This is a genomic window from Prevotella illustrans, assembly GCF_017426725.1.
In the GTDB taxonomy this organism is placed as follows: Bacteria; Bacteroidota; Bacteroidia; order Bacteroidales; family Bacteroidaceae; genus Prevotella; species Prevotella illustrans.
This window is the reverse complement of record NZ_JAERMS010000048.1, coordinates 1-18849: the sequence shown is the minus strand read 5'-3', so window position 1 is coordinate 18849 and position 18849 is coordinate 1. Positions and strand designations below refer to the sequence as shown.

Sequence of the window (18849 nt, the reverse complement as noted above, 5' to 3'; positions counted from 1 at the left end):
AGGATTTTAGCCCTTAACTTTTATATAACAAAAATGTTTACCGGACAGCAATAATACTTGTAAATCTGTCCTCGCTAATTTTCTACTGACTCGTTTTATGGAAAATGAATGTTATGGCATGAAAAATCAAAGCGGCCAAACGAAGTTCGACTGCTTCGTTTGGCTGCTTTTCGGATGAGTTTCTTCTCTCAGAATGAAACCGGCGATTCGCTTATTTATTGCTGATGGCGTGTTTACGCAAAGGAGATGACGCCCTGGATGGGCTCTGCGCCATTACTTTCGTTATTGTCGCCGGTCTGTTTTCCCAATGCTTGTTTGCGAATTTCTTCCAGTTGTTGACGTGTTCTCTTGTATGTTGGCGTATTCTCGATGGCGAGAATCACGTCTTCGTTGTTGAGGTCGTCGGGGTGGAAAATGTAGATTTGCGGCCGACGCTTATACTGGTTGTTTTCTTTATCTTTGTAGTAGCGGCCACGACGATCGTTGCGCTCCGCTTCTTGTTCCTGTAAACGGGCCAATCGGTCGGCTTCTTCCTGACTGCGCTTGAATCCGAGGTGAGGATTCATGCCGTCTACGTCTTCTATACCGAAGCCGGTTGCGAGGATGGTAACTTTCACTTTCTTGCCCAATTCTGGGTCGATGGCCACGCCCCACTTGATTTCAAAGTTGCTGTCGAACTTCGCCATAAAGTCGTTGACATCGTTCATCTCATCCATCATGAGGCCTTCGTCGTCTTTCTCGCTGTTGAAGGCAATGCTCAGCAGTATTTTCTTGGAGTTATAAACGTCGTTGTCATTGAGCAGCGGTGAGTTGAGCGCGTCTTCGATGGCTGCTTTCACGCGCCCGTCGCCTTCGCCGTAACCGGTACTCATGATGGCTACGCCGCCATCTTTCAGAACCGTTTTTACGTCGTTGAAGTCAAGATTCATCAGTCCGTGGGTCGTAATGATCTCGGCAATGCTCTTGGCGGCAATGCTCAAGGTGTCATCAGCTTTGGCAAAAGCATTGAGCAGGGATAACTCCGGGTAGATTTCGCGTAATCGTTCGTTGTTGATGACCAACAGGGCGTCAACGTGTTTGGCCATTTCTTCCACGCCGTCGAGAGCTTGATCGATCTTGCGGTCGCCTTCAAAACGGAAGGGGATGGTAACGATTCCGACAGTCAGAATGCCCAGTTCTTTTGAAACGCGGGCAATAACGGGGGCGGCTCCGGTGCCTGTTCCACCGCCCATGCCGGCTGTAATGAAGGCCATGCGGGTGCCGTCGCTCAGCATTTGCTTTAAGTCGTCAATACTTTCTTCGGCCGCTTGGCGTGCTCTTTCAGGTTTGTTGCCGGCTCCTAAGCCTTCTTTACCTAATTGCAGGTGCACGGGAACAGGCGAGTCGTTGAGCGCTTGGTTGTCGGTGTTGCATAATACGAACGTCACATCGTGGATTCCTTCACGATACATGTGGTTAACAGCATTGCCACCGCCACCTCCTACACCGATGACTTTGATGATGCTTTTCTCTTTATCGGGTTCTCCGAAATCAACTATATGGTTTGGCATATCTCTTAAACGTTTGAAATGGTTATTCTTCCTCCTTGATCATTTGCTCACCGAAGTTTTTGGCTTTCTTCATGAATTTGTGCCAGAAGCTGTTCTCTTTTCTTCGAGTAGCTTCTTCGGCTTCAATCCTTTCTTGTTCCAGACGGGCCGCTTCTTCCTCGGCTTCCTTCTTCTTGCGCAATTCTTCTTCGGCTTTCAGCTTTTCGGCTTCTGTGCGGACAACGCCACTTCCGGCCACTTCGTTGATTTGTCGGGCCTGCGTATGGGCGTCGGCGGCGTTGAGCATGGGCCTGCCGGTTTCTTCGTTGCCGAACAAGTCATTTCTTATTTCAGCCCCCGCACAGTTCATGTCGCCCTTGGCAAGTAGTCCAAGGAGCGTGTTCATTTCGCCGTCGTGCCGGTTTATTTCTTCGTTTGTAGAGTTAATGGTCTGTGTTACGAATTTAGCAACACGTATTTTTTCAATGTGGGTATGATTGCGGAAGGCCGTTTCGATGTTCTTCATGTTTGAACCGCCGCCCGTAAGAATGATTCCGCCCAACAACTTGTCGGCATATTCATTAGGCACTTGGAACCAAGCATTTTCTATAATCTCTTGTAATCTACACTCAACAATGTCGATAAATTTGCGTGCTTCAATCTTTCTGTCTTGGTCTATGGGCAACATCAGAGTGTTGTCGATGTCGTTGTTAGGCGTATCCGCGCAGGCATATTCCAGCTTCATCTGCTCGGCGGCTGTATCTTCCATTTGTAATGACGCGATATCTTTGGTGATATTATCACCTCCCAATGGGATGACAACCAGATGGCGGAGTATATTCTTGTAATAAACGGAAACGGTGGTTGTGCCTGACCCGAGGTCAACCAATACACAACCGGACCTTTTCTCGGTTTCGGTCAATACGCTGTCGGCCAATGCCAGTGGCGCAAGATACATCTCGGCAATGGCAATTCCGGCCTGATCGAAGCACTTATTTAAATTACGATAGAATGTTTTTGCCCAAAGAATGTTCAGGAAGTTGCCTTCTAAGTGATTGCATTGTATGCCTACGGGGTCTAATTGATATTGCGCATCGACTTTATATTCTTGGGTGGCAGAGTCAAGAATCTCTTGATCGGCATAAGGCATGCTGCGATTAGAGTCCATCAGCTCGTTGATCATATCTTGTGAAACGAGCGTGTCGGCTGGCAATTCCTTGGTGATAACATTCTTTACGCTCAGAATGGATTGACCTCCTACCCCGACATAGACATGTGTTATGTTGGATTTTAGGGCGGTTTTGAGTTTCTGCATGATATTTGACAGACACTGTACCGTCTTGTCGACGTTATATACCACGCCTTTTCTGATACAGGATGTAGAGTCTTCCTCCACTACGGCCAGTACCGTAATGCTTCCGTCGAGGTTCTTCTTTCCCGCGATTCCTGAGATATTCGTAGATCCCAGTTCGATTGCTACAATAAATTCTGCCATATTTTAGTTTTTAATTTCTTATCCAAAGTTATAAAGCTTTCTTCTTTTTGCAGATAATCTGATTGTCAAATTCCAGATTTATATAGGAATACTTATTCCAACCGGCCTGTGAAAGCCCATATTTATAGAAGTTTTCCAACCTCGTCAGCTTCTTGTTTATAAAATCATTCACCAATTTTCCCCGTTCATTCTTGTATTTGCTTTCCGGGAGTTGCCCCAGATTGATAATCTGTTCGCCCACCCGTGGCACCAGCTCTATCGAATGATTTGGCAGCACGTTGATTTGCTCTATTTGGTTTCTCCATAGGTCATCATTCATGATAGCCTTACTCATGGGTGAGATATAGTTCATGGCAAACCATTTCGAGATATGTCCCGTCGCAATAATAAGGTCTGAAGTATAGTGCGAGTTGGGCATAATACAATCGTTATCGTCTACATAATAGTCGTCACCCTGCACGGCTTTGATTCTGACAACAGGCATACGCTGTGTGAGCAGGATACATACATGTCCGTCTTGTGTCTTGAAGCATTCTGCCGTTTTCACAAACGGACTTGCTTTCAACATTTCTTCTATTTTTCTTGCGTCCACATATCGTATCGGCTTTTCCAACGGATAAAGTTTATTTATTTCCAGTCGGTGCTTGATTTCCTGTGTGTTGATAAATCCATTGGTGGCTTCGTCCTGAATATCGATTGTAACCTTGGTACATACCTTCGCCGTTTCATCAGGCTTATTGAACCTAATGAAAGCCAGAAGGAGATAAATACCAATCAACACATCAAGTGTTATGGTTATAGTCTTTTTCCAGTTGAGTCTCATTTACTTTCTATTAGCTTGGCTATTTGTGGGACATAGCTGTCTAAGTCACCCGCTCCCAAAACGATGAGTACATCAAAGTCACGGTTTTTAACGAAGTCGAGCACCTCTTCCTTATGAATCATCTGTTTGGCTATGCCAGGTTTGAGATTATCGTAAATTAATTGGCTGGTTATGCCGGGAATGGGTTGCTCGCGTGCCGGATAAATATCGCACAGGATCACCTCATCCAGTAGGCTCAATGCGTCGGCAAATTCTTTATAGAAATCGCGTGTGCGAGTATATAGATGTGGTTGGAATATAGCTGTAATTCTGCGGTCATGATACAGCTCTTTCATACTCTTGGCACTTTGGAATATTTCTTTAGGATGATGCGCGTAGTCTGATAAGAAGACATGTTTATCATTCTTGACTTTAAAATCAAAGCGCCGGTCTACACCGCCAAATGTTTTCATGCCATATTTCAGCTCCTCTGCCGTGCAACCGTTCAGCTGAGCCATTGCCATCGCAGCCACACCATTCTCTATATTAATAGGTATAGGTTGTCCAAGCTCTACATGTGAAATATTCTCTACAGGCGAAATAAAGTCGAACGTGATCTTGCCATTCTCAATCTCAATGTTTTCTGCGTGGAAATCACCTTCGTTCAGACTGTATTCATACACTTTCACTTCCTCGGCCACTTCCTGTTTCATCTCCAAGTCCTTATGGATAATCAATGCGCCACCGGGTTGAATCAAGGTCGAATAGTGATGGAAACTTTCCAGATAGGCTTCCTTTGTACCATATATATCCAGATGGTCCGGATCAGTAGATGTAATGACGCTCATCCAGGGGCGAAGCCAATGGAAAGAACGATCAAACTCGTCAGCTTCAATCACAACGAAATCACTGCTATCAGACAATATATAATTTGTGCCATAGTTCTTGGAGATACCTCCCAAGAAAGCATTACAGTCGACGTGACTCTGGTGCATGATGTGGGCACACATAGTCGATGTTGATGTTTTTCCGTGTGTACCTGCCACGCAAAGCCCCTTGTGGGTGTATGTCAGCCTGCCCAATACTTGCGCGCGCTTTTCTATTTCAAATCCATTCTCACGGAAGTAAACCAATTCCCGATGGTTAGCCGGCACTGCCGGCGTGTAAATCACCAAGCAGGTGTTTTTATCACGACACGCCTGCGGTATTTCATCCACATTCTCTTCATAGTGAATAAGCATGCCTTCCTTTTCCAATTGGCGAGTCAGGTCGGACGCTGTCTTGTCATATCCGGCCACAACCAGCCCTTTGCTGATGAAATAACGGGCGATGGCGCTCATACCTATACCACCGGCTCCTACGAAATATACGGCTTTGATATCTTTTAATTCCATGATGATTGTGTTGCTAACTCAATGACTTTGTCGGCAATAACGTCCGCAGAGTCTTTCAATCCCAGTTTTAGGATATTGTGATTCAGTTCTTTTAGTTTCTTGTCATCATTGACAATGGCCAAAGCCTGCTTGACGAGAACTTCCGGAGCCTCACTGTCTTTCACGTACACGGCGGCATCCTTATTGACAAGTGCCATCGCGTTCTTCGTCTGATGGTCTTCTGCCACGTTGGGACTTGGCACCAGAATCACCGGTTTGCCTATCAGGCAGAACTCTGAGATACTACTGGCCCCCGCACGACTTACCACCAAGTCGGCCGCTTGATAAGCCGCGCCCATGTCGCTAATGAAATCGGTGACGATCAGATTGCTTGGCTTCCCTGCTTCTTCGGTCCGTTTTTTCATTTCTTCCAGATAGTATTTGCCTGTCTGCCAAATGAATTGCACGTTACTTTCGGCGATCTCTTTCAAGTGATTGATCACGCTTTCGTTGATGGTTCGGGCACCCAGGCTACCGCCAATGAGTAACACCGTTTTCTTCTCAGGATCCAGTCCCCACTGTTTACGGGCTTCTTCCTTGCTTATGTTGGCGTTTAGTACGTTTTGTCTCACCGGATTCCCCGTCATGACGATCTTCTCTGCCGGAAAGAAGCGTTCCATGTTATCGTAGGCCACGCAGATGACTGTCGCTTTCTTGGCCAGCAACTTATTGGTAACTCCCGCATAGGAGTTCTGTTCTTGAATCAAGCATGGAATTCCGCGGTCAGCACATACATTCAGGGTCGGTCCACTGGCATAGCCTCCTACGCCGACAGCAACCATGGGCTTGAAATCTTTGATGATTTTCTTGGCCATGTGCTGGCTCTTCCATATCTTGAGCAGAACGACAAAATTCTTTAGCAAATGCTTCCGGTCGAACCCGCTGATTGGCAGGCCTTTGATTTCATATCCCGCGGCCGGAACGCGTTGCATTTCCATTCTACCGGTGGCGCCAACAAAGAGAATCTTCGCGTCGGGTCGTTTAGCCTTGATGGCGTTGGCTATGGACACCGCAGGGAAGATATGTCCTCCGGTTCCTCCTCCGCTGATAATAATCCTTAGTTCCTTATCCATTTGATTTATTATCTATATTGCAAAAGTAATCAAAAAAATCTTTTTTTGCTCATTTTGCCTGTTTTTTAATTCCGTGGCCTGTTGAATGGTCTAATAGATATGTTGCAGGTTGTGTTGCGCGTCACTTTCCTTCTTCTTTTTGGCTGATCTGCTCACGCTTAAAATAGCACCGATATAGATGCAGTTGATCATCGTCGAAGTACCACCCTTGCTGATCAAAGGTAACGGCTGACCCGTTACCGGCGCCAGTCCCACTGCCACACACATGTTGAACAGAGCCTGTGTCACCAGCAATAAAGCTAGTCCCATCGCCAGAAAAGCCGGGAAGTTGTTCTCGCATCGCATGGCTATACTTCCCGTTCTGAACAACAGGATGATATAGAGCAGCGCTACGAAGATAGCGCCTCCTATACCTAATTCTTCTATGATGATGGCATAGATGAAATCTGAGAACGCTTGCGACAGAAAGTCGCGCTCTTCAGAGTTACCCGGACCTTTTCCAATGATTTTGGATGAGGCAATGGCAATGTTGGCATGCGCTATTTGCGCGTCTTTGTCTAAGTCAACTTCCGATGGTGGAATTTCTTTGTTGTTGACAAACTTGAGAATACGTCCTTTCCAAGTGTCGGCTCTGTGAAGAACTTGTCGCCCTCCCTCGTCTTTATCTGTATTCGTAGAAGATACTTTTTCTGTCAGGCTCTTTTGCGGATTGGTTTCTTCTTGAGCGTGTCCGGTAATCATGATCGCTCCCACTCCTAACATGGCCACCATCATAACCGCGCCCAGCAGTATGCCAATCTGTTTTTTAGATACCCGCCCAATAATCATCATGATGACGATAACCGCCCCCAGTAAAAAGGCGGTAGAGAAGTTCTCCCTCACAATCAGCAGCAGGATGGGCGTGGCCGTCCACATCACGTACTTGAACGCGTGCTTGTCGGCCCCCTTTTCTGTCTGCATGGCACTCAGAATCTGTGCCGTCGCCAGCACCAAAGTTCCCTTGGCGATCTCTGAGGGTTGAAACTGCATGCCGAAGAAGCTGATCCAACGCAGCGCGCCGTTTGTTGAGGCACCGGTAAAATACACCCAGATCAAGGTGAAAACCGAGATGATGAGCAGAAATGGTGTCAGTATCTTGAAATAGCGGCACTGGATGTTCAGCGTGACAACCATGAAGAAGACGCCCATCAGCAAGATGCCAAAGTGTTTCAACATCGGAGCCCAGTAGCTGCCTCCTTTGTAAGTCAGTTCGGACGAAGCAGAGAAAACCTCTACTACGCTGATGACACACAGAAAGAAGAAAACCATCCAGATCACCTTGTCGCCTTTGAAGACATTTCCAAGTGTTTTGTTCATTTTGCTCTTTCTTACAGGTTTCTTACCAACGTCTTGAATTGATCGCCGCGATCTTCCATGTTCTTGAAAAGGTCAAAGCTGGCACAGCAAGGGCTCAGCAGCACCGTGTCGCCCGTTTTGGCCATCTCGTAACAGGCTGCCACACATTCTTTCATGCTATGGGTGTCACGCACGGGAATGCCTAACGCGTCGAAGTTGTCGTGCAGTTTCCGGTTGTCAGCTCCAAGATACACGAGGCCTACGCATTTTTCTTTCACAAGTTCCTTGATGGGTTCATAGTCGTTTCCCTTGTCTTTACCGCCCAAAATAAGAATGGTCGGTGTCTTCATGCTTTCCAGCGCGTACCAACAAGCGTCTACGTTTGTGGCTTTCGAGTCGTTGATATATTGCACGCCGCCCACTTTGCATACCTTTTCCAATCGGTGTTCTACGCCGGGAAAGTCGCTCAGGCTCTTTCTGATTACGTCTTTTCTGATTCCTGCGATATTTGTGGCAATGCCGGCAGCCAGGCTATTGTAAATGTTGTGTTTACCTGTCAGTGACAGTTCTTCTTGTTCCATGTTGAACGGAGTAGGGCGCTCTATCGTATATTGTCCTTCCTCAATATAGCCTATCGAGCCATTTTCCTTGATTTCGGAGAAGGGGCATTGGATGGCTTTGATGTCATACTTCTCCAGCTCTTTCTTGATCACGGGGTCATCGTTCCAGTAGATGAAGCTGTCTTCGGTCGTTTGGTTTCGGATAATGCGCATTTTGGCGGCCGCGTAGTTCTCAAACTTGTTGTCGTAGCGGTCCAGATGATCGGGCGTGATGTTAAGCAGAATCGCGATGTTGGCACGGAAGTCATACATGTTGTCCAATTGAAAACTGCTCAGTTCGATAATATAGTAGGCATGCGGCTCCTCTGCCACCTGCAGTGCCAGGCTTTTTCCGATGTTCCCGGCCAGTCCGGCGTTGTAGCCGGCCGCCTTAAAGATATGGTAGATAAGCGATGTCGTCGTTGTCTTGCCGTTACTTCCCGTGATACATATCATCTTCGCGTTGGTATAGCGACCGGCAAATTCTATTTCACTGATGATATGAATGCCCTTACCTATGATTTTCTGAATCATAGGCGCTTCGTCGGGAATGCCGGGACTCTTGATGATTTCATCAGCGTTCAGAATCTTCTCCTCCGTATGATGTCCTTCCTCCCAAGCTATATGATGGTCGTCTAACAGCTTCTTATATTTGTCTTTGATGGCCGACATGTCCGATACGAACACGTCGAATCCTTCCTTCTTGGCCAGTACGGCCGCTCCGGCACCGCTTTCGGCCGCTCCTAATACAACTATTCTTTTCATATTCTAAATATATAGTATGTAATCTTTGTTTTATTAACTCATCCACCCATCGGTATGTGGTAGCCATCCATTACCATCTATCACCTACCATCGATCATCTGATCTTCAGCGTAATGATGGCCATCGCGGCCAGTATAATCGTTGTTATCCAAAACCGGATCGTAATTTTCGACTCGTGGAACTGGCGTTTTGGCCAACCTTTCAGCAGATAGGTGCTCGTGGGGTCAAGCTGCGAGTCGAGTTTGCGGAAATTGTCATGGATCGGTGTGGCTCTGAACACACGCACACGTTCTCCTTTGCGTTTGCGGTACTTGAAGTAAGTCGACTGGATGATGACGCTCAGGCTCTCTACAAAGAAGATACCGCACAGGATGGGCAGAAGCAACTCCTTGTGGACGATGACGGCGCCCACGCCAATGATACCGCCGATGGTCAGCGATCCCGTGTCGCCCATGAATACTTGTGCCGGATAGGCATTATACCATAGGAAACCGATCATCGCGCCGATAAAGGCACAGAGGAATACCACCAGTTCTTGCGACCCCGGTATATACATGATGTTGAGATAGGCCGCGTATTCTATATGACTCGACACGTAAGCCAATATTCCCAGAGCCACTCCGATGACCGCGGCATTACCCGCGCACATGCCATCCATGCCGTCATTCAGGTTGGCGCCGTTCGATACGGCTGTTACGACGAGAATGGTCATGACGACAAACAGAATCCATCCCGCGGCAGTCTTGTATTTACCGCAAAAGCCCATAATCTCCGAATAGTCCAGATTATGATTCTTTACGAACGGAATGGTCGTCTTCAATGACTTCACGGCTTCCGATTTATGAACAACAACCATTTCCTGCCCTTGCCGTTGGGTCTCTACATTCAGCTTTATCTTGGTGTCGGGACTGGCCCAAAGCGTCAGTCCCACGATAAGGCCGATGCTTACTTGGCCCACAATCTTGTACTTGCCTTTCAGTCCTTCCTTGTTCTTGCGGAAAATCTTGATATAGTCATCAAGAAAACCGAGGAAGCCCAGCCATACCGTCGTGGCAATCATCAGCAACAGATAGATATTGCGCATGCGCCCAAGTAGTATCACCGGCACGAGAATGGCTACGATAATGATAATACCACCCATGGTCGGCACACCCTTCTTTTGTGTGCCAAAGGGATCGATGGAGGCGTCTCGTTGTGTCTCCGAGATCTTCTTGCGCTTCATGTATTTAATGAAACGCTCACCAAACCAAGCTGAAATGACCAGTGACAGAATCAGCGTGAGCAGCGCTCTGAACGAGATGTACTGCCACATGTGTGATCCGGGAACGTTGAACTGGTCGAGAAATCTAAACAGATAGTATAACATAATGCTTTATTTACGTGATGGAGAATGGTGGAGAGCTTCTTACGCGTTGAAGACTTCCCTCACAACTTCCTTATCATCAAAGTGATGTTTCACCCCTTTGATTTCCTGATAGTCTTCATGCCCCTTGCCGGCAATGAGAATCACGTCACCCTTTTGGGCCATCATACAGGCCGTGCGGATGGCTTCTTTCCGATCTACAATACTGATGACTTTCTTCATCTGCTGCGTGTTGAGGCCGGCCAACATGTCGTTGATGATGTCTTGCGGTTCCTCAAAGCGGGGGTTATCGCTCGTGATAATCACCTTATCGCTCTGTTTCACGGCTTCCTGTGCCATCAATGGGCGTTTTCCCTTATCGCGATTACCGCCCGCGCCACATACCGTGATGACCTGTCCTTTGCCATTGAGCACCTCATGAATGGCATTCAGCACGTTCTCCAACGCGTCGGGAGTGTGGGCGTAGTCTATAATCGCCGTGTAACCTTCGGGCGAACGAACCGGTTCCAATCGGCCGTTCACGCTATGCAGCGTACTCATGACAAGCAAGATATCCTCGGGCTTCTTGCCCAACATGATAGCTGTGCCATAAACGGCCAGCAGATTGCTGACGTTGAACTTACCGATAAACTGCACCCCCACCTCGTGGTTGTCGATATCGAGAAACATTCCCTCGAAGTGGCATTCGATAATACGGGCCTTGAAGTCGGCCATGCTTCGGGTGGAGTAGGTCTTGACGGTAGCCTTGGTGTTCTGTACCATCACCATTCCGTTCTTGTCGTCAGCGTTGGTGAGGGCAAAAGCACTCTTAGGCAGGCTGTCGAAGAAAGCTTTTTTGGCATCGCGATAGTTCTCGAAAGTTTTATGATAATCCAAGTGGTCACGTGTCAGATTTGTGAAGATACCACCCGCGAAGGTCAGTCCGCCGATACGTTTCTGGGCGATGGCGTGGCTTGAACATTCCATGAAAGCGTATTCGCAGCCTGCCGAAACCATCTGGGCCAACAGCTGACTCAGTTCGATAGGGTCGGGCGTGGTGTGGTCGGCCGGTATGGCTTTGTCCTCAATATAGTTGCAGACCGTAGAGAGCAGTCCGCATTTATGTCCCATCTTGCGAAACATATTATATAATAAGGTGGCAACGGTGGTCTTTCCGTTCGTTCCGGTGACGCCCACCAGGGTCAGCTTGGTCGAAGGATTGCCATAGAAGCAGGTAGCTACCTTGCCCACGGCGTCTTCGGTCGAAGCCACCTGCACGTAGGTCACGCCTTCCACTTGTTCCTCGGGCATGTCCTCGCACAAGATAGCCCGTGCGCCCAGCTCTATGGCTTTAGCGATGAATTGATGACCGTCAACCACAGTTCCCTTCATGGCGATGAAGAGATGACCTTTTCCGACGCGGCGTGAGTCGATGTTTACGCCGTTAATCTCTACACCCATGTCGCCCGCTGTCCGCAGGGGCTTGATGTTTTTAAGCACTTCGCTTAATTTCATATCGTGTTATTTTAATTGTTTAATTCACATTTCCCTATTCCTCATTCCCCATTTCTCATTCCAACTCCAACCTGCATTTCATTCCTTTTCGGATGGTAACGCCGGGTTCGATGCTCTGTTGGGTCACGTGCCCACGTCCTTTTACGATGGTCTTTACGCCACGACTTTCCATGATGAACACCGCGTCGCGTGCTCCCATACCAATTACATTGGGAACCTGCTTCTTGCCGAATACCTTCTCGTGTTGTAATACCACAGTCTTATGCCGGGCTTCGGCCCTTCCCCAGATAGGATTGCCGTCGGCATAGCTGCCCAACCAGCTCTTGTTGGTTTGGATACCCAAGTGCGACAGTACATAGTCGGCGGCCAAGAGGTTGCCCCCTTTCACGGATGGAACGAAGACTGAAGTCGGGTCTCGGGCGTCTTTCACGTCGAGTTTGAGGCTTTGGGCCATGATTCCTTCGGCAATATTGTGGAATACGACGCCGCTCATGCCACCTCCCGACGCGGGCAAGCCCGATTTCTGTATGCAGACGATGCAGCTATAGCGAGGATTGTCGTCGGGGAAGTAGCCCGCAAAGCTCAGCAGATAGTTCATGACGCCATTCTTGTAGCCTTGCACACCTTTCGACATCTGTGCCGTTCCTGTTTTTCCGGCTACTCGAAACGAGGTGGAACCGGCCTTACGGCCCAGCCCTTCGCTCACCACTCGGTCCAAAATGCGCTGTATCTCCTTCAAGGTTTTCTCCTTACAGATACGGTCGCGCATCACTTGTGGCGGGAAATCCATGATTACCTCGCCGTTTTTCACCACTTGTTTCACGAATCGCGGCCGCATCATCTTGCCGCCGTTGGCAATCGCGTTGTAGAACGTGAGGGTGGAGATGGGCGGTATCTGTGTCTCGTAGCCAATACTCATCCAAGGCAATGCCGTGGAACTCCAGTTGATCCATTGCCCCCGTTTGTTCTTCTTGGGCATGCGGATGCGTGCCGGCGAAGCGCCCACTAATGGGATATGAAGATTGTCGGCCAGGCCGGTGCGATAAATTCCTCTCACGAACTTATCGGGATTGTTGCGATAGTGGTCGTCGATGATGCGGCTCACGCCAATATTCGAGCTTACCATCAGCGTTTGAGGGAGCGTCAGCAAACCGTAACCGCCACGCCGCCAGTTGTGGTCTTTCATCTCACGACCGTACATGGGCCATACGCCGCCGGCCGTCTCTACACGATAGGTCGTGTCGACCACCCCGTCATCGAGCGCCACCATGATGCTGGCGGTCTTGAATACCGATCCCGGCTCTAACAGGTCGCTCACGGCATGGTTATGAATCTCACGGTATTCGCCGTCTACGCACTTCTCCATGTTCACAATCGCTTTGATATCGCCCGTAGCCACTTCCATCACGATGGCCACACCCACGTTGCCATTGATATATTTCAATTCGTCGATGAGCGATCGTTCGGCCAGATCCTGCATGCTTACGTCAATGGTTGTCACGATGTCGGCACCATCGATGGGAGGCGTGTCCATGATGTCGAGAAACTTGTTGAGCACCTTGCGGCGATGGATGATACCGTTGGTGCCGCGCAGGATGGAGTCATAAGACAGCTCCAGACCGAAGCGGGCCGCGTCTTTCGCGCCGTACATGGCGCCGATGGTGCGACTGGCCAGCGAGCCGTACGAACGCTTGCGGGCGTTATTCTCCTCGTAGTGAAAGCCGCTGCGGTTGGGCGACAGACACAGAACGGGCAGCGCTCTGATTTCGGAGAACGTGTTATAGTCGATACGCTTGGGCCAGATAGGCCAGTGGCGTTTCATCTTTGCTTTCCCTTCGTTCAGATGGGAGCGGAAAGCCTGCTTCGACATCTCCGGAAAGATGCGGTTCAGTCCCATGCAGATAGAGTCTGCTTTTGCGTCCCAAAGCGAATCGTTGTTGGCCTCATGCAGAGCCTTGAAGTCCATAAAAACCTTGAATTCAGGCAGACTGCTGGCCATGAGTTTGCCATCGTTGCTAAGGATGTTGCCACGGCTCGGCTTAATATCCACGCTGTCTCTCTTCACGCGGTCTGCCACTTCCATCCAATAATCGTGTTTGGCCGTCATGATATAGAGGGTCTTGCCGATTACCGCAATGGCCAAAAGTGTCATCAGCAGCGCGAAAGCACTGTAACGAGGCATGATTTTGTTATGGTCGAACTTACTCAAGCGTGTGAAATATTAAGTGTGAAGTGTTAAATATCGGGTGTGAAGTTGTTGATTTCTCATTTCTCCGGAACGTTGATGATGTAAGGCGGCTGACTCGGAATCTTGAGTACGCTGTCCTTGTTGTTCTTGAGCATGTCAAGTACATGGCTCTCACGGCTTTTTTCGGTCAGTTGGCTGCTGCTTGAGAGCGCTTTATATTTGGCGTCCTGCAGCCGCGTGTTGAGGTGGTCTATTTCCAATAAGTTCTTCTGTATGCTATAGCGGTTGGCTATATAGGCGATCATAAAGACCGCGATGAGCAGAATAACCCATATCTGGTCGCGGATGGTTTGGGTAGAGAGGATGTCGCCGCCAAGTACTTTTTTCAGCGTAAACTTGGCCGATGCCGGTGCCTCGTCTTCGGTAGCCTGTTCGATGAGTACCTCTTTGAGTGAGGGTGATTCCTCTTTCGGCGCTTCGGGCTGATGGACCTCTTCTTGAGGGTCCTTGGTTTGTCTGTCTGTCATTGTTTATTTCTTTTCCGCTATACGGAGTTTGGCACTCCGGCTTCTTGGATTCTGTTGTTGTTCATCATCGTTGGGCACGATGACTTTATGGTTGATCAGCCTGAAAGGCGTTTCGATACGGCCGAAGAAGTCTTGTCGCGTCTTGCCGTCGGTGTTGCCTGTCTTCATGATGTTCTTTACGACGCGGTCTTCTAATGAGTGATAGGTGATGACCGAAAGGCGACCGCCCGGTGCCAACAGCTCCGCGGCTCCTCGCAACATCTCTTTGAGCGCGTCCATTTCGTGGTTCACCTCGATGCGCAGAGCCTGAAAGAGTTTGGCCATGTCTTTCTTCTCGCGTTCGCGTTTGAAGAGCGGCTCAACGACGTTGATGAATTCCCGCGTGGTCAGAATGGGCTTTTCGCCGCGCGCTTTCACCACCGTGGCCGCGATGCGACGGGCGTTTTTCAGTTCGCCATACAGGTAGAACACATCGGCCAAGGCCTCTTCCTGATAATTGTTGACGATGTCGGCCGCCGTCATTCCGGCCCGTTTGTTCATGCGCATGTCGAGTGGGGCGTCGAAGCGAAACGAGAATCCCCTGGTTTCATCGTCGAAATGGTGGCTCGAAACGCCAAGGTCGGCCAGCAGACCGTCAATCTGCTCCACGCCATAGTATCTCATCCAGTTCTTGAGATAACGGAAATTGGAGCGCACGAAGGTGAAGTTGGGTGACAGCGGATGGTGGGCGTCGCCCAAATTTCTTTCCGCGTCGGCGTCTTGGTCGAAGCTATACAGATGGGCAGAGGTGTCGAGCCGCGAAAGAATCTCACGGGAATGGCCGCCACCGCCAAAGGTGACGTCTACGTAAATGCCACCGGGCCGTATGTTCAGTCCGTCGACGCTCTCGTGGAGCAATACTGGCACGTGATATGTTTCAACGGTCTTTGCCATCTTCATATTTTTCACACTTCGTTTTGGTTGTCCTTCGCTTTTCTTACGCGTCGCTTCCGTTGCCCATCATGTCGTTGATAGCTTGTTCAAACTCATTGCTTGGCAGTAGTTGCTTGTCGCTCTCTTCGGCGCTCCAAATCTCGATGGTGTCGTCTACGCCCACCAACCTGACCTCCTGCTGTATGTTGGCCATCTGCAAGTGACGCTTGGGAATGAGAAAACGGCCGTTGCCATCGAGCGTGAGAATCTCCACATCCGATACAAACTGCCTGAAAATCTGCTGTTCTTTGCGGTTCCATCGGCTCAGACGGCCACGCATCATATCCATCACCCCGTTCCATACCGACTCGGGATAGATGACTAAGCACGGCTGAAAAATATCTTTTCGAAGAACGATGTTTTCCTCTCCGGCGGCCTGCAATATCTTGCGGAAAGTTGCCGGCATGAAAACCCTGCCCTTGGTGTCGATCTTTGCCGAAATATTACCTAAAAATCTCATGTACATATTTTTATAAAGATTTCGCCGTCAAAGATACATAAAATTCCCCACACTTCCCCACTTTCCCCCACATTTTTATGTAAATCCACGCAAAAGATTTGCCCGTATCACGCAGTCGCTTATTTCGATGTAGCTTGTCGCAGCGTTGGCGCGTATCGAAAATGTAAAAATAGATTACCGAATTTAACACTTTCGCGCGACGCCAAATAGATAACAGAAAGGTCAAAATAAGCCGATGAAAAAGCAAAAGGGTCACTATTGGTGGCTCAAAGCATAGCTTTCACAAGTTCAAAGCAGCGCTTTTAGCTCTCTAAAGCACTGCTTTGACACGATAAAAAGGCCTCTTTTGAGCGATGAAATGGGCAAAAATGGCTGCTTTCAGCGGGTTGAAAAGCGTGCTTTTGACAGTTTGAAATTTGGCGTTATTCGTAAGGCGCTTATTTTCAAAAGGTTAGGTAGCGTGGTGAAAAACGCGATATTTTCGCTCTTATTGACCAAGGTGTCGGGACGATGGCCGGAATTTTGCTCCATTGTAAAGATTATTCTGAATTTTAACAATTTGTTTTCTGTTTTTCCTCATCAGTCTTCCGCCGGATGGTCGTTTGTAAAATTGAAACCAAAAGGGGCGTGGAAGCCGTCATGCCTTGATATTTTTTGATATTTTTTGACCAAAAAGTAAACGTATTTAGAAAAGATGTGCTATTTTTGCAAGGTGTTAGTATTTTTTACACATGAGAGAACCGATAGAGAAAACAATCGACATTGATGAGATTCTGAAAGGCAAGATGGGTGGCAAGGCACGTTATGTGCCTCGTTTTGTCGTGTCTTGGCTGAAGCGGCTCATCCATGAAGATGAAGTCAATCGCTTTCTTTGGGAAAACCGACATCTCACGGGGACGGAATGGCTCACGGAATGCGTGCGTTATCTAAAGATGACTCTGGAGGTGGTAGGCATGGAAAATCTGCCCGATAAGAACGACGGCAAGCTCTATACGTTTGTGTCGAACCATCCTCTCGGAGGGCAGGACGGCGTGTCGCTGGGTTCTATTATCGGGCAGCGGTATGATGGTAAGTTTCGCTATTTGGTGAATGATCTGCTGCTCAATCTGCCCGGTTTGAAGCCGGTGAGTATCGGTATTAATAAGACAGGCAAGCAGAGTCGCGACTTTCCTCGTATGGTGGAGGCCGGTTTTAAGGGCGACAACCACCTGCTGATGTTTCCCGCCGGACTCAACAGTCGTATGATCAATGGCGAGATTCACGACCTTCCTTGGAAAAAAACCTTTATCACCAAGAGTGTGGAAACCCACCGCGACGTGGTGCCCATTCACTTCGGCGGGCGTAATTCCAACCGTTTTTATCGTATCGCGAAGTTCAGTGACCGTTTCCTTCCATTCAATTTGGCCATGCTATTCCTTGTCGATGAGATGTACCGCAACGTGGGAAAGACCTTTCGCGTTGTGATCGGCCAACCTATTCCATGGCAAACATTCGACAAGAGCAGGACAGCGGCGGAGTGGGCCAGGTATGTTGAAGACAAAGTATATGAGCTGTAGTCGTCGGTCGCAATGTGCGCGGGCGGTCGACACTGTTAACGAACAATAGAAAATCAATGGAAGAAGAGATTATCCAACCTGTTTCCAAAGAGCTGCTGAAACGTGAACTCACGGCAGAGCGGCAGCTTCGGATGACCAACAAGAGCAATAATGAGATCTATGTCATTACGGCTCAAGACGCGCCGCACGTGATGCAGGAAATCGGACGATTGCGAGAGATCGCTTTTCGTACGGCCGGCGGCGGTACGGGTAAGTCGGTGGATATCGATGAGTTTGACACGATGGAGGGCGGATGTAAACAACTGATCGTCTGGAACCCCGAGGCCGAGGAAATCATCGGTGGCTATCGCTATCTCTTCGGCACCGACTGGAAGATTGACGACAAAGGACAACCCGTTTTGGCCACAAGCCACATGTTTCATTTTTCCGATGAGTTCATGCGCGACTACGCTCCCTACACCGTAGAGCTGGGTCGCAGTTTCGTGTCGCTGGAATACCAGAACGTGCGGACGAACACCAAGAGTATCTTTGCGCTGGATAATCTTTGGGACGGACTGGGCGCGCTCACCGTCATCAATCCCAACTGCAAATACTTCTTCGGAAAGGTGACCATGTACCCTTCTTACATCCGTCTCGGCCGCGACATGATACTCTATTTTCTCAAGAAACACTTCGATGACAAAGACCATCTCATAGCGCCCATCAAGCCGTTGACCATCGATACGCCCGAAGAAGAGCTGGCACAGCTGTTCGATCGGAATACGTTCCGTGACGACTACCGCATCCTGAATCGTGAAATCCGCAATTTAGGCTATAATATCCCGCCGTTGGTGAATGCCTACATGAGCCTTAGCCCCACGATGAAGCTCTTCGGCACGGCCATCAACTACGGATTCGGCGACGTGGAAGAGACGGGAATCCTGATCGCCGTCGACGAGATACTGGAAGAAAAGCGCGTGCGACATATCGACAGTTACGTGAAGGAGCACCCCGAAGCACTGAAATTCACCAGTGGCGCCAATAAGGTGATTTATAAGGCATGACCCACCCCGGCTCTGTGACCTACCCCGGCCCTCCCAAAGGGAGGGAGCGCTAACTGAAGAGTGTGAAATGCGAAAAGGTAAGCTATCTACATTTCACACTTCTCACTCTATTTTACATTCCACACTCTATTTTGTATTCCACACTTCCTATTTCTCATTCCCCATTTCCCACTTAGCTTTATGTCTTTCTTGGCCGCTTGCGGCCCTTATGTCTT

The 18849-nt window shown here is 48.8% G+C and carries 16 protein-coding genes; 3 read left to right on the top strand and 13 right to left on the bottom strand.

What is annotated here, in order from left to right; genetic code table 11:
• Positions 1 to 233 precede the first annotated feature (233 nt).
• The 13 genes from ftsZ to mraZ all read right to left on the bottom strand — a co-directional run bounded on the left by ftsZ (position 234) and on the right by mraZ (position 16035).
• A complete protein-coding gene (ftsZ, locus tag JHU38_RS11110) occupies positions 234 to 1550 on the bottom strand; it encodes a cell division protein FtsZ (protein WP_107581621.1) in 1317 nt (438 codons plus the stop codon).
• 22 nt (positions 1551 to 1572) lie between these two features.
• On the bottom strand, positions 1573 to 3024 hold the full coding sequence (gene ftsA, locus JHU38_RS11105) for a cell division protein FtsA (protein ID WP_107581622.1): 1452 nt from the start codon (positions 3022 to 3024) through the stop codon (positions 1573 to 1575).
• A gap of 28 nt (positions 3025 to 3052) precedes the next feature.
• Positions 3053 to 3847, bottom strand: coding sequence for a cell division protein FtsQ/DivIB (locus JHU38_RS11100; protein WP_107581623.1), 795 nt, complete (start codon positions 3845 to 3847; stop codon positions 3053 to 3055).
• Positions 3844 to 5220, bottom strand: a complete 1377-nt coding sequence (gene murC / locus JHU38_RS11095) for a UDP-N-acetylmuramate--L-alanine ligase (RefSeq protein WP_107581624.1) — start codon at positions 5218 to 5220, stop codon at positions 3844 to 3846. The genes JHU38_RS11100 and murC overlap by 4 nt, the downstream gene beginning before the upstream one ends.
• Complete coding sequence (murG, locus tag JHU38_RS11090) at positions 5211 to 6332, bottom strand: undecaprenyldiphospho-muramoylpentapeptide beta-N-acetylglucosaminyltransferase (protein WP_107581625.1); 1122 nt, start codon at positions 6330 to 6332, stop codon at positions 5211 to 5213. The genes murC and murG overlap by 10 nt, the downstream gene beginning before the upstream one ends.
• Before the next feature lie 90 nt (positions 6333 to 6422).
• Positions 6423 to 7688, bottom strand: a complete 1266-nt coding sequence (locus JHU38_RS11085) for an FtsW/RodA/SpoVE family cell cycle protein (protein WP_107581626.1) — start codon at positions 7686 to 7688, stop codon at positions 6423 to 6425.
• Positions 7689 to 7699: 11 nt separating this feature from the next.
• A complete protein-coding gene (gene murD / locus JHU38_RS11080; protein ID WP_107581627.1) occupies positions 7700 to 9031 on the bottom strand; it encodes a UDP-N-acetylmuramoyl-L-alanine--D-glutamate ligase in 1332 nt (443 codons plus the stop codon).
• A gap of 94 nt (positions 9032 to 9125) precedes the next feature.
• A complete protein-coding gene (gene mraY / locus JHU38_RS11075) occupies positions 9126 to 10397 on the bottom strand; it encodes a phospho-N-acetylmuramoyl-pentapeptide-transferase (RefSeq protein ID WP_107581628.1) in 1272 nt (423 codons plus the stop codon).
• Between the two features lie 39 nt (positions 10398 to 10436).
• Positions 10437 to 11888 carry a UDP-N-acetylmuramoyl-L-alanyl-D-glutamate--2,6-diaminopimelate ligase gene (locus tag JHU38_RS11070; RefSeq protein WP_107581629.1) on the bottom strand — a complete coding sequence of 484 codons (1452 nt, stop codon included), beginning with the start codon at positions 11886 to 11888 and terminating at the stop codon, positions 10437 to 10439.
• A gap of 55 nt (positions 11889 to 11943) precedes the next feature.
• Positions 11944 to 14097, bottom strand: a complete 2154-nt coding sequence (locus JHU38_RS11065) for a penicillin-binding protein (RefSeq protein WP_107581630.1) — start codon at positions 14095 to 14097, stop codon at positions 11944 to 11946.
• 56 nt (positions 14098 to 14153) lie between these two features.
• The gene (locus tag JHU38_RS11060; RefSeq protein WP_107581631.1) at positions 14154 to 14603 is read right to left on the bottom strand and encodes an FtsL-like putative cell division protein; all 450 of its coding nucleotides are present in this window, start codon (positions 14601 to 14603) and stop codon (positions 14154 to 14156) included.
• A gap of 3 nt (positions 14604 to 14606) precedes the next feature.
• Entirely contained in the window at positions 14607 to 15536 is a 930-nt protein-coding gene (rsmH, locus tag JHU38_RS11055; protein ID WP_107581632.1) for a 16S rRNA (cytosine(1402)-N(4))-methyltransferase RsmH, read from the bottom strand.
• Between the two features lie 43 nt (positions 15537 to 15579).
• A complete protein-coding gene (gene mraZ / locus JHU38_RS11050) occupies positions 15580 to 16035 on the bottom strand; it encodes a division/cell wall cluster transcriptional repressor MraZ (RefSeq protein WP_107582352.1) in 456 nt (151 codons plus the stop codon).
• Positions 16036 to 16381: 346 nt separating this feature from the next.
• Here mraZ and JHU38_RS11045 point away from each other — a divergent pair, with 346 nt between their 5' ends.
• From JHU38_RS11045 to JHU38_RS11035, 3 genes are all read left to right on the top strand, one after another.
• Positions 16382 to 16693, top strand: coding sequence for a hypothetical protein (locus tag JHU38_RS11045; RefSeq protein WP_146156993.1), 312 nt, complete (start codon positions 16382 to 16384; stop codon positions 16691 to 16693).
• A gap of 73 nt (positions 16694 to 16766) precedes the next feature.
• Positions 16767 to 17591, top strand: a complete 825-nt coding sequence (locus JHU38_RS11040; RefSeq protein ID WP_107581634.1) for a glycerol acyltransferase — start codon at positions 16767 to 16769, stop codon at positions 17589 to 17591.
• Positions 17592 to 17647: 56 nt separating this feature from the next.
• Entirely contained in the window at positions 17648 to 18634 is a 987-nt protein-coding gene (locus tag JHU38_RS11035; RefSeq protein WP_107581635.1) for a GNAT family N-acetyltransferase, read from the top strand.
• The last annotated feature ends 215 nt before the right edge of the window (positions 18635 to 18849 follow it).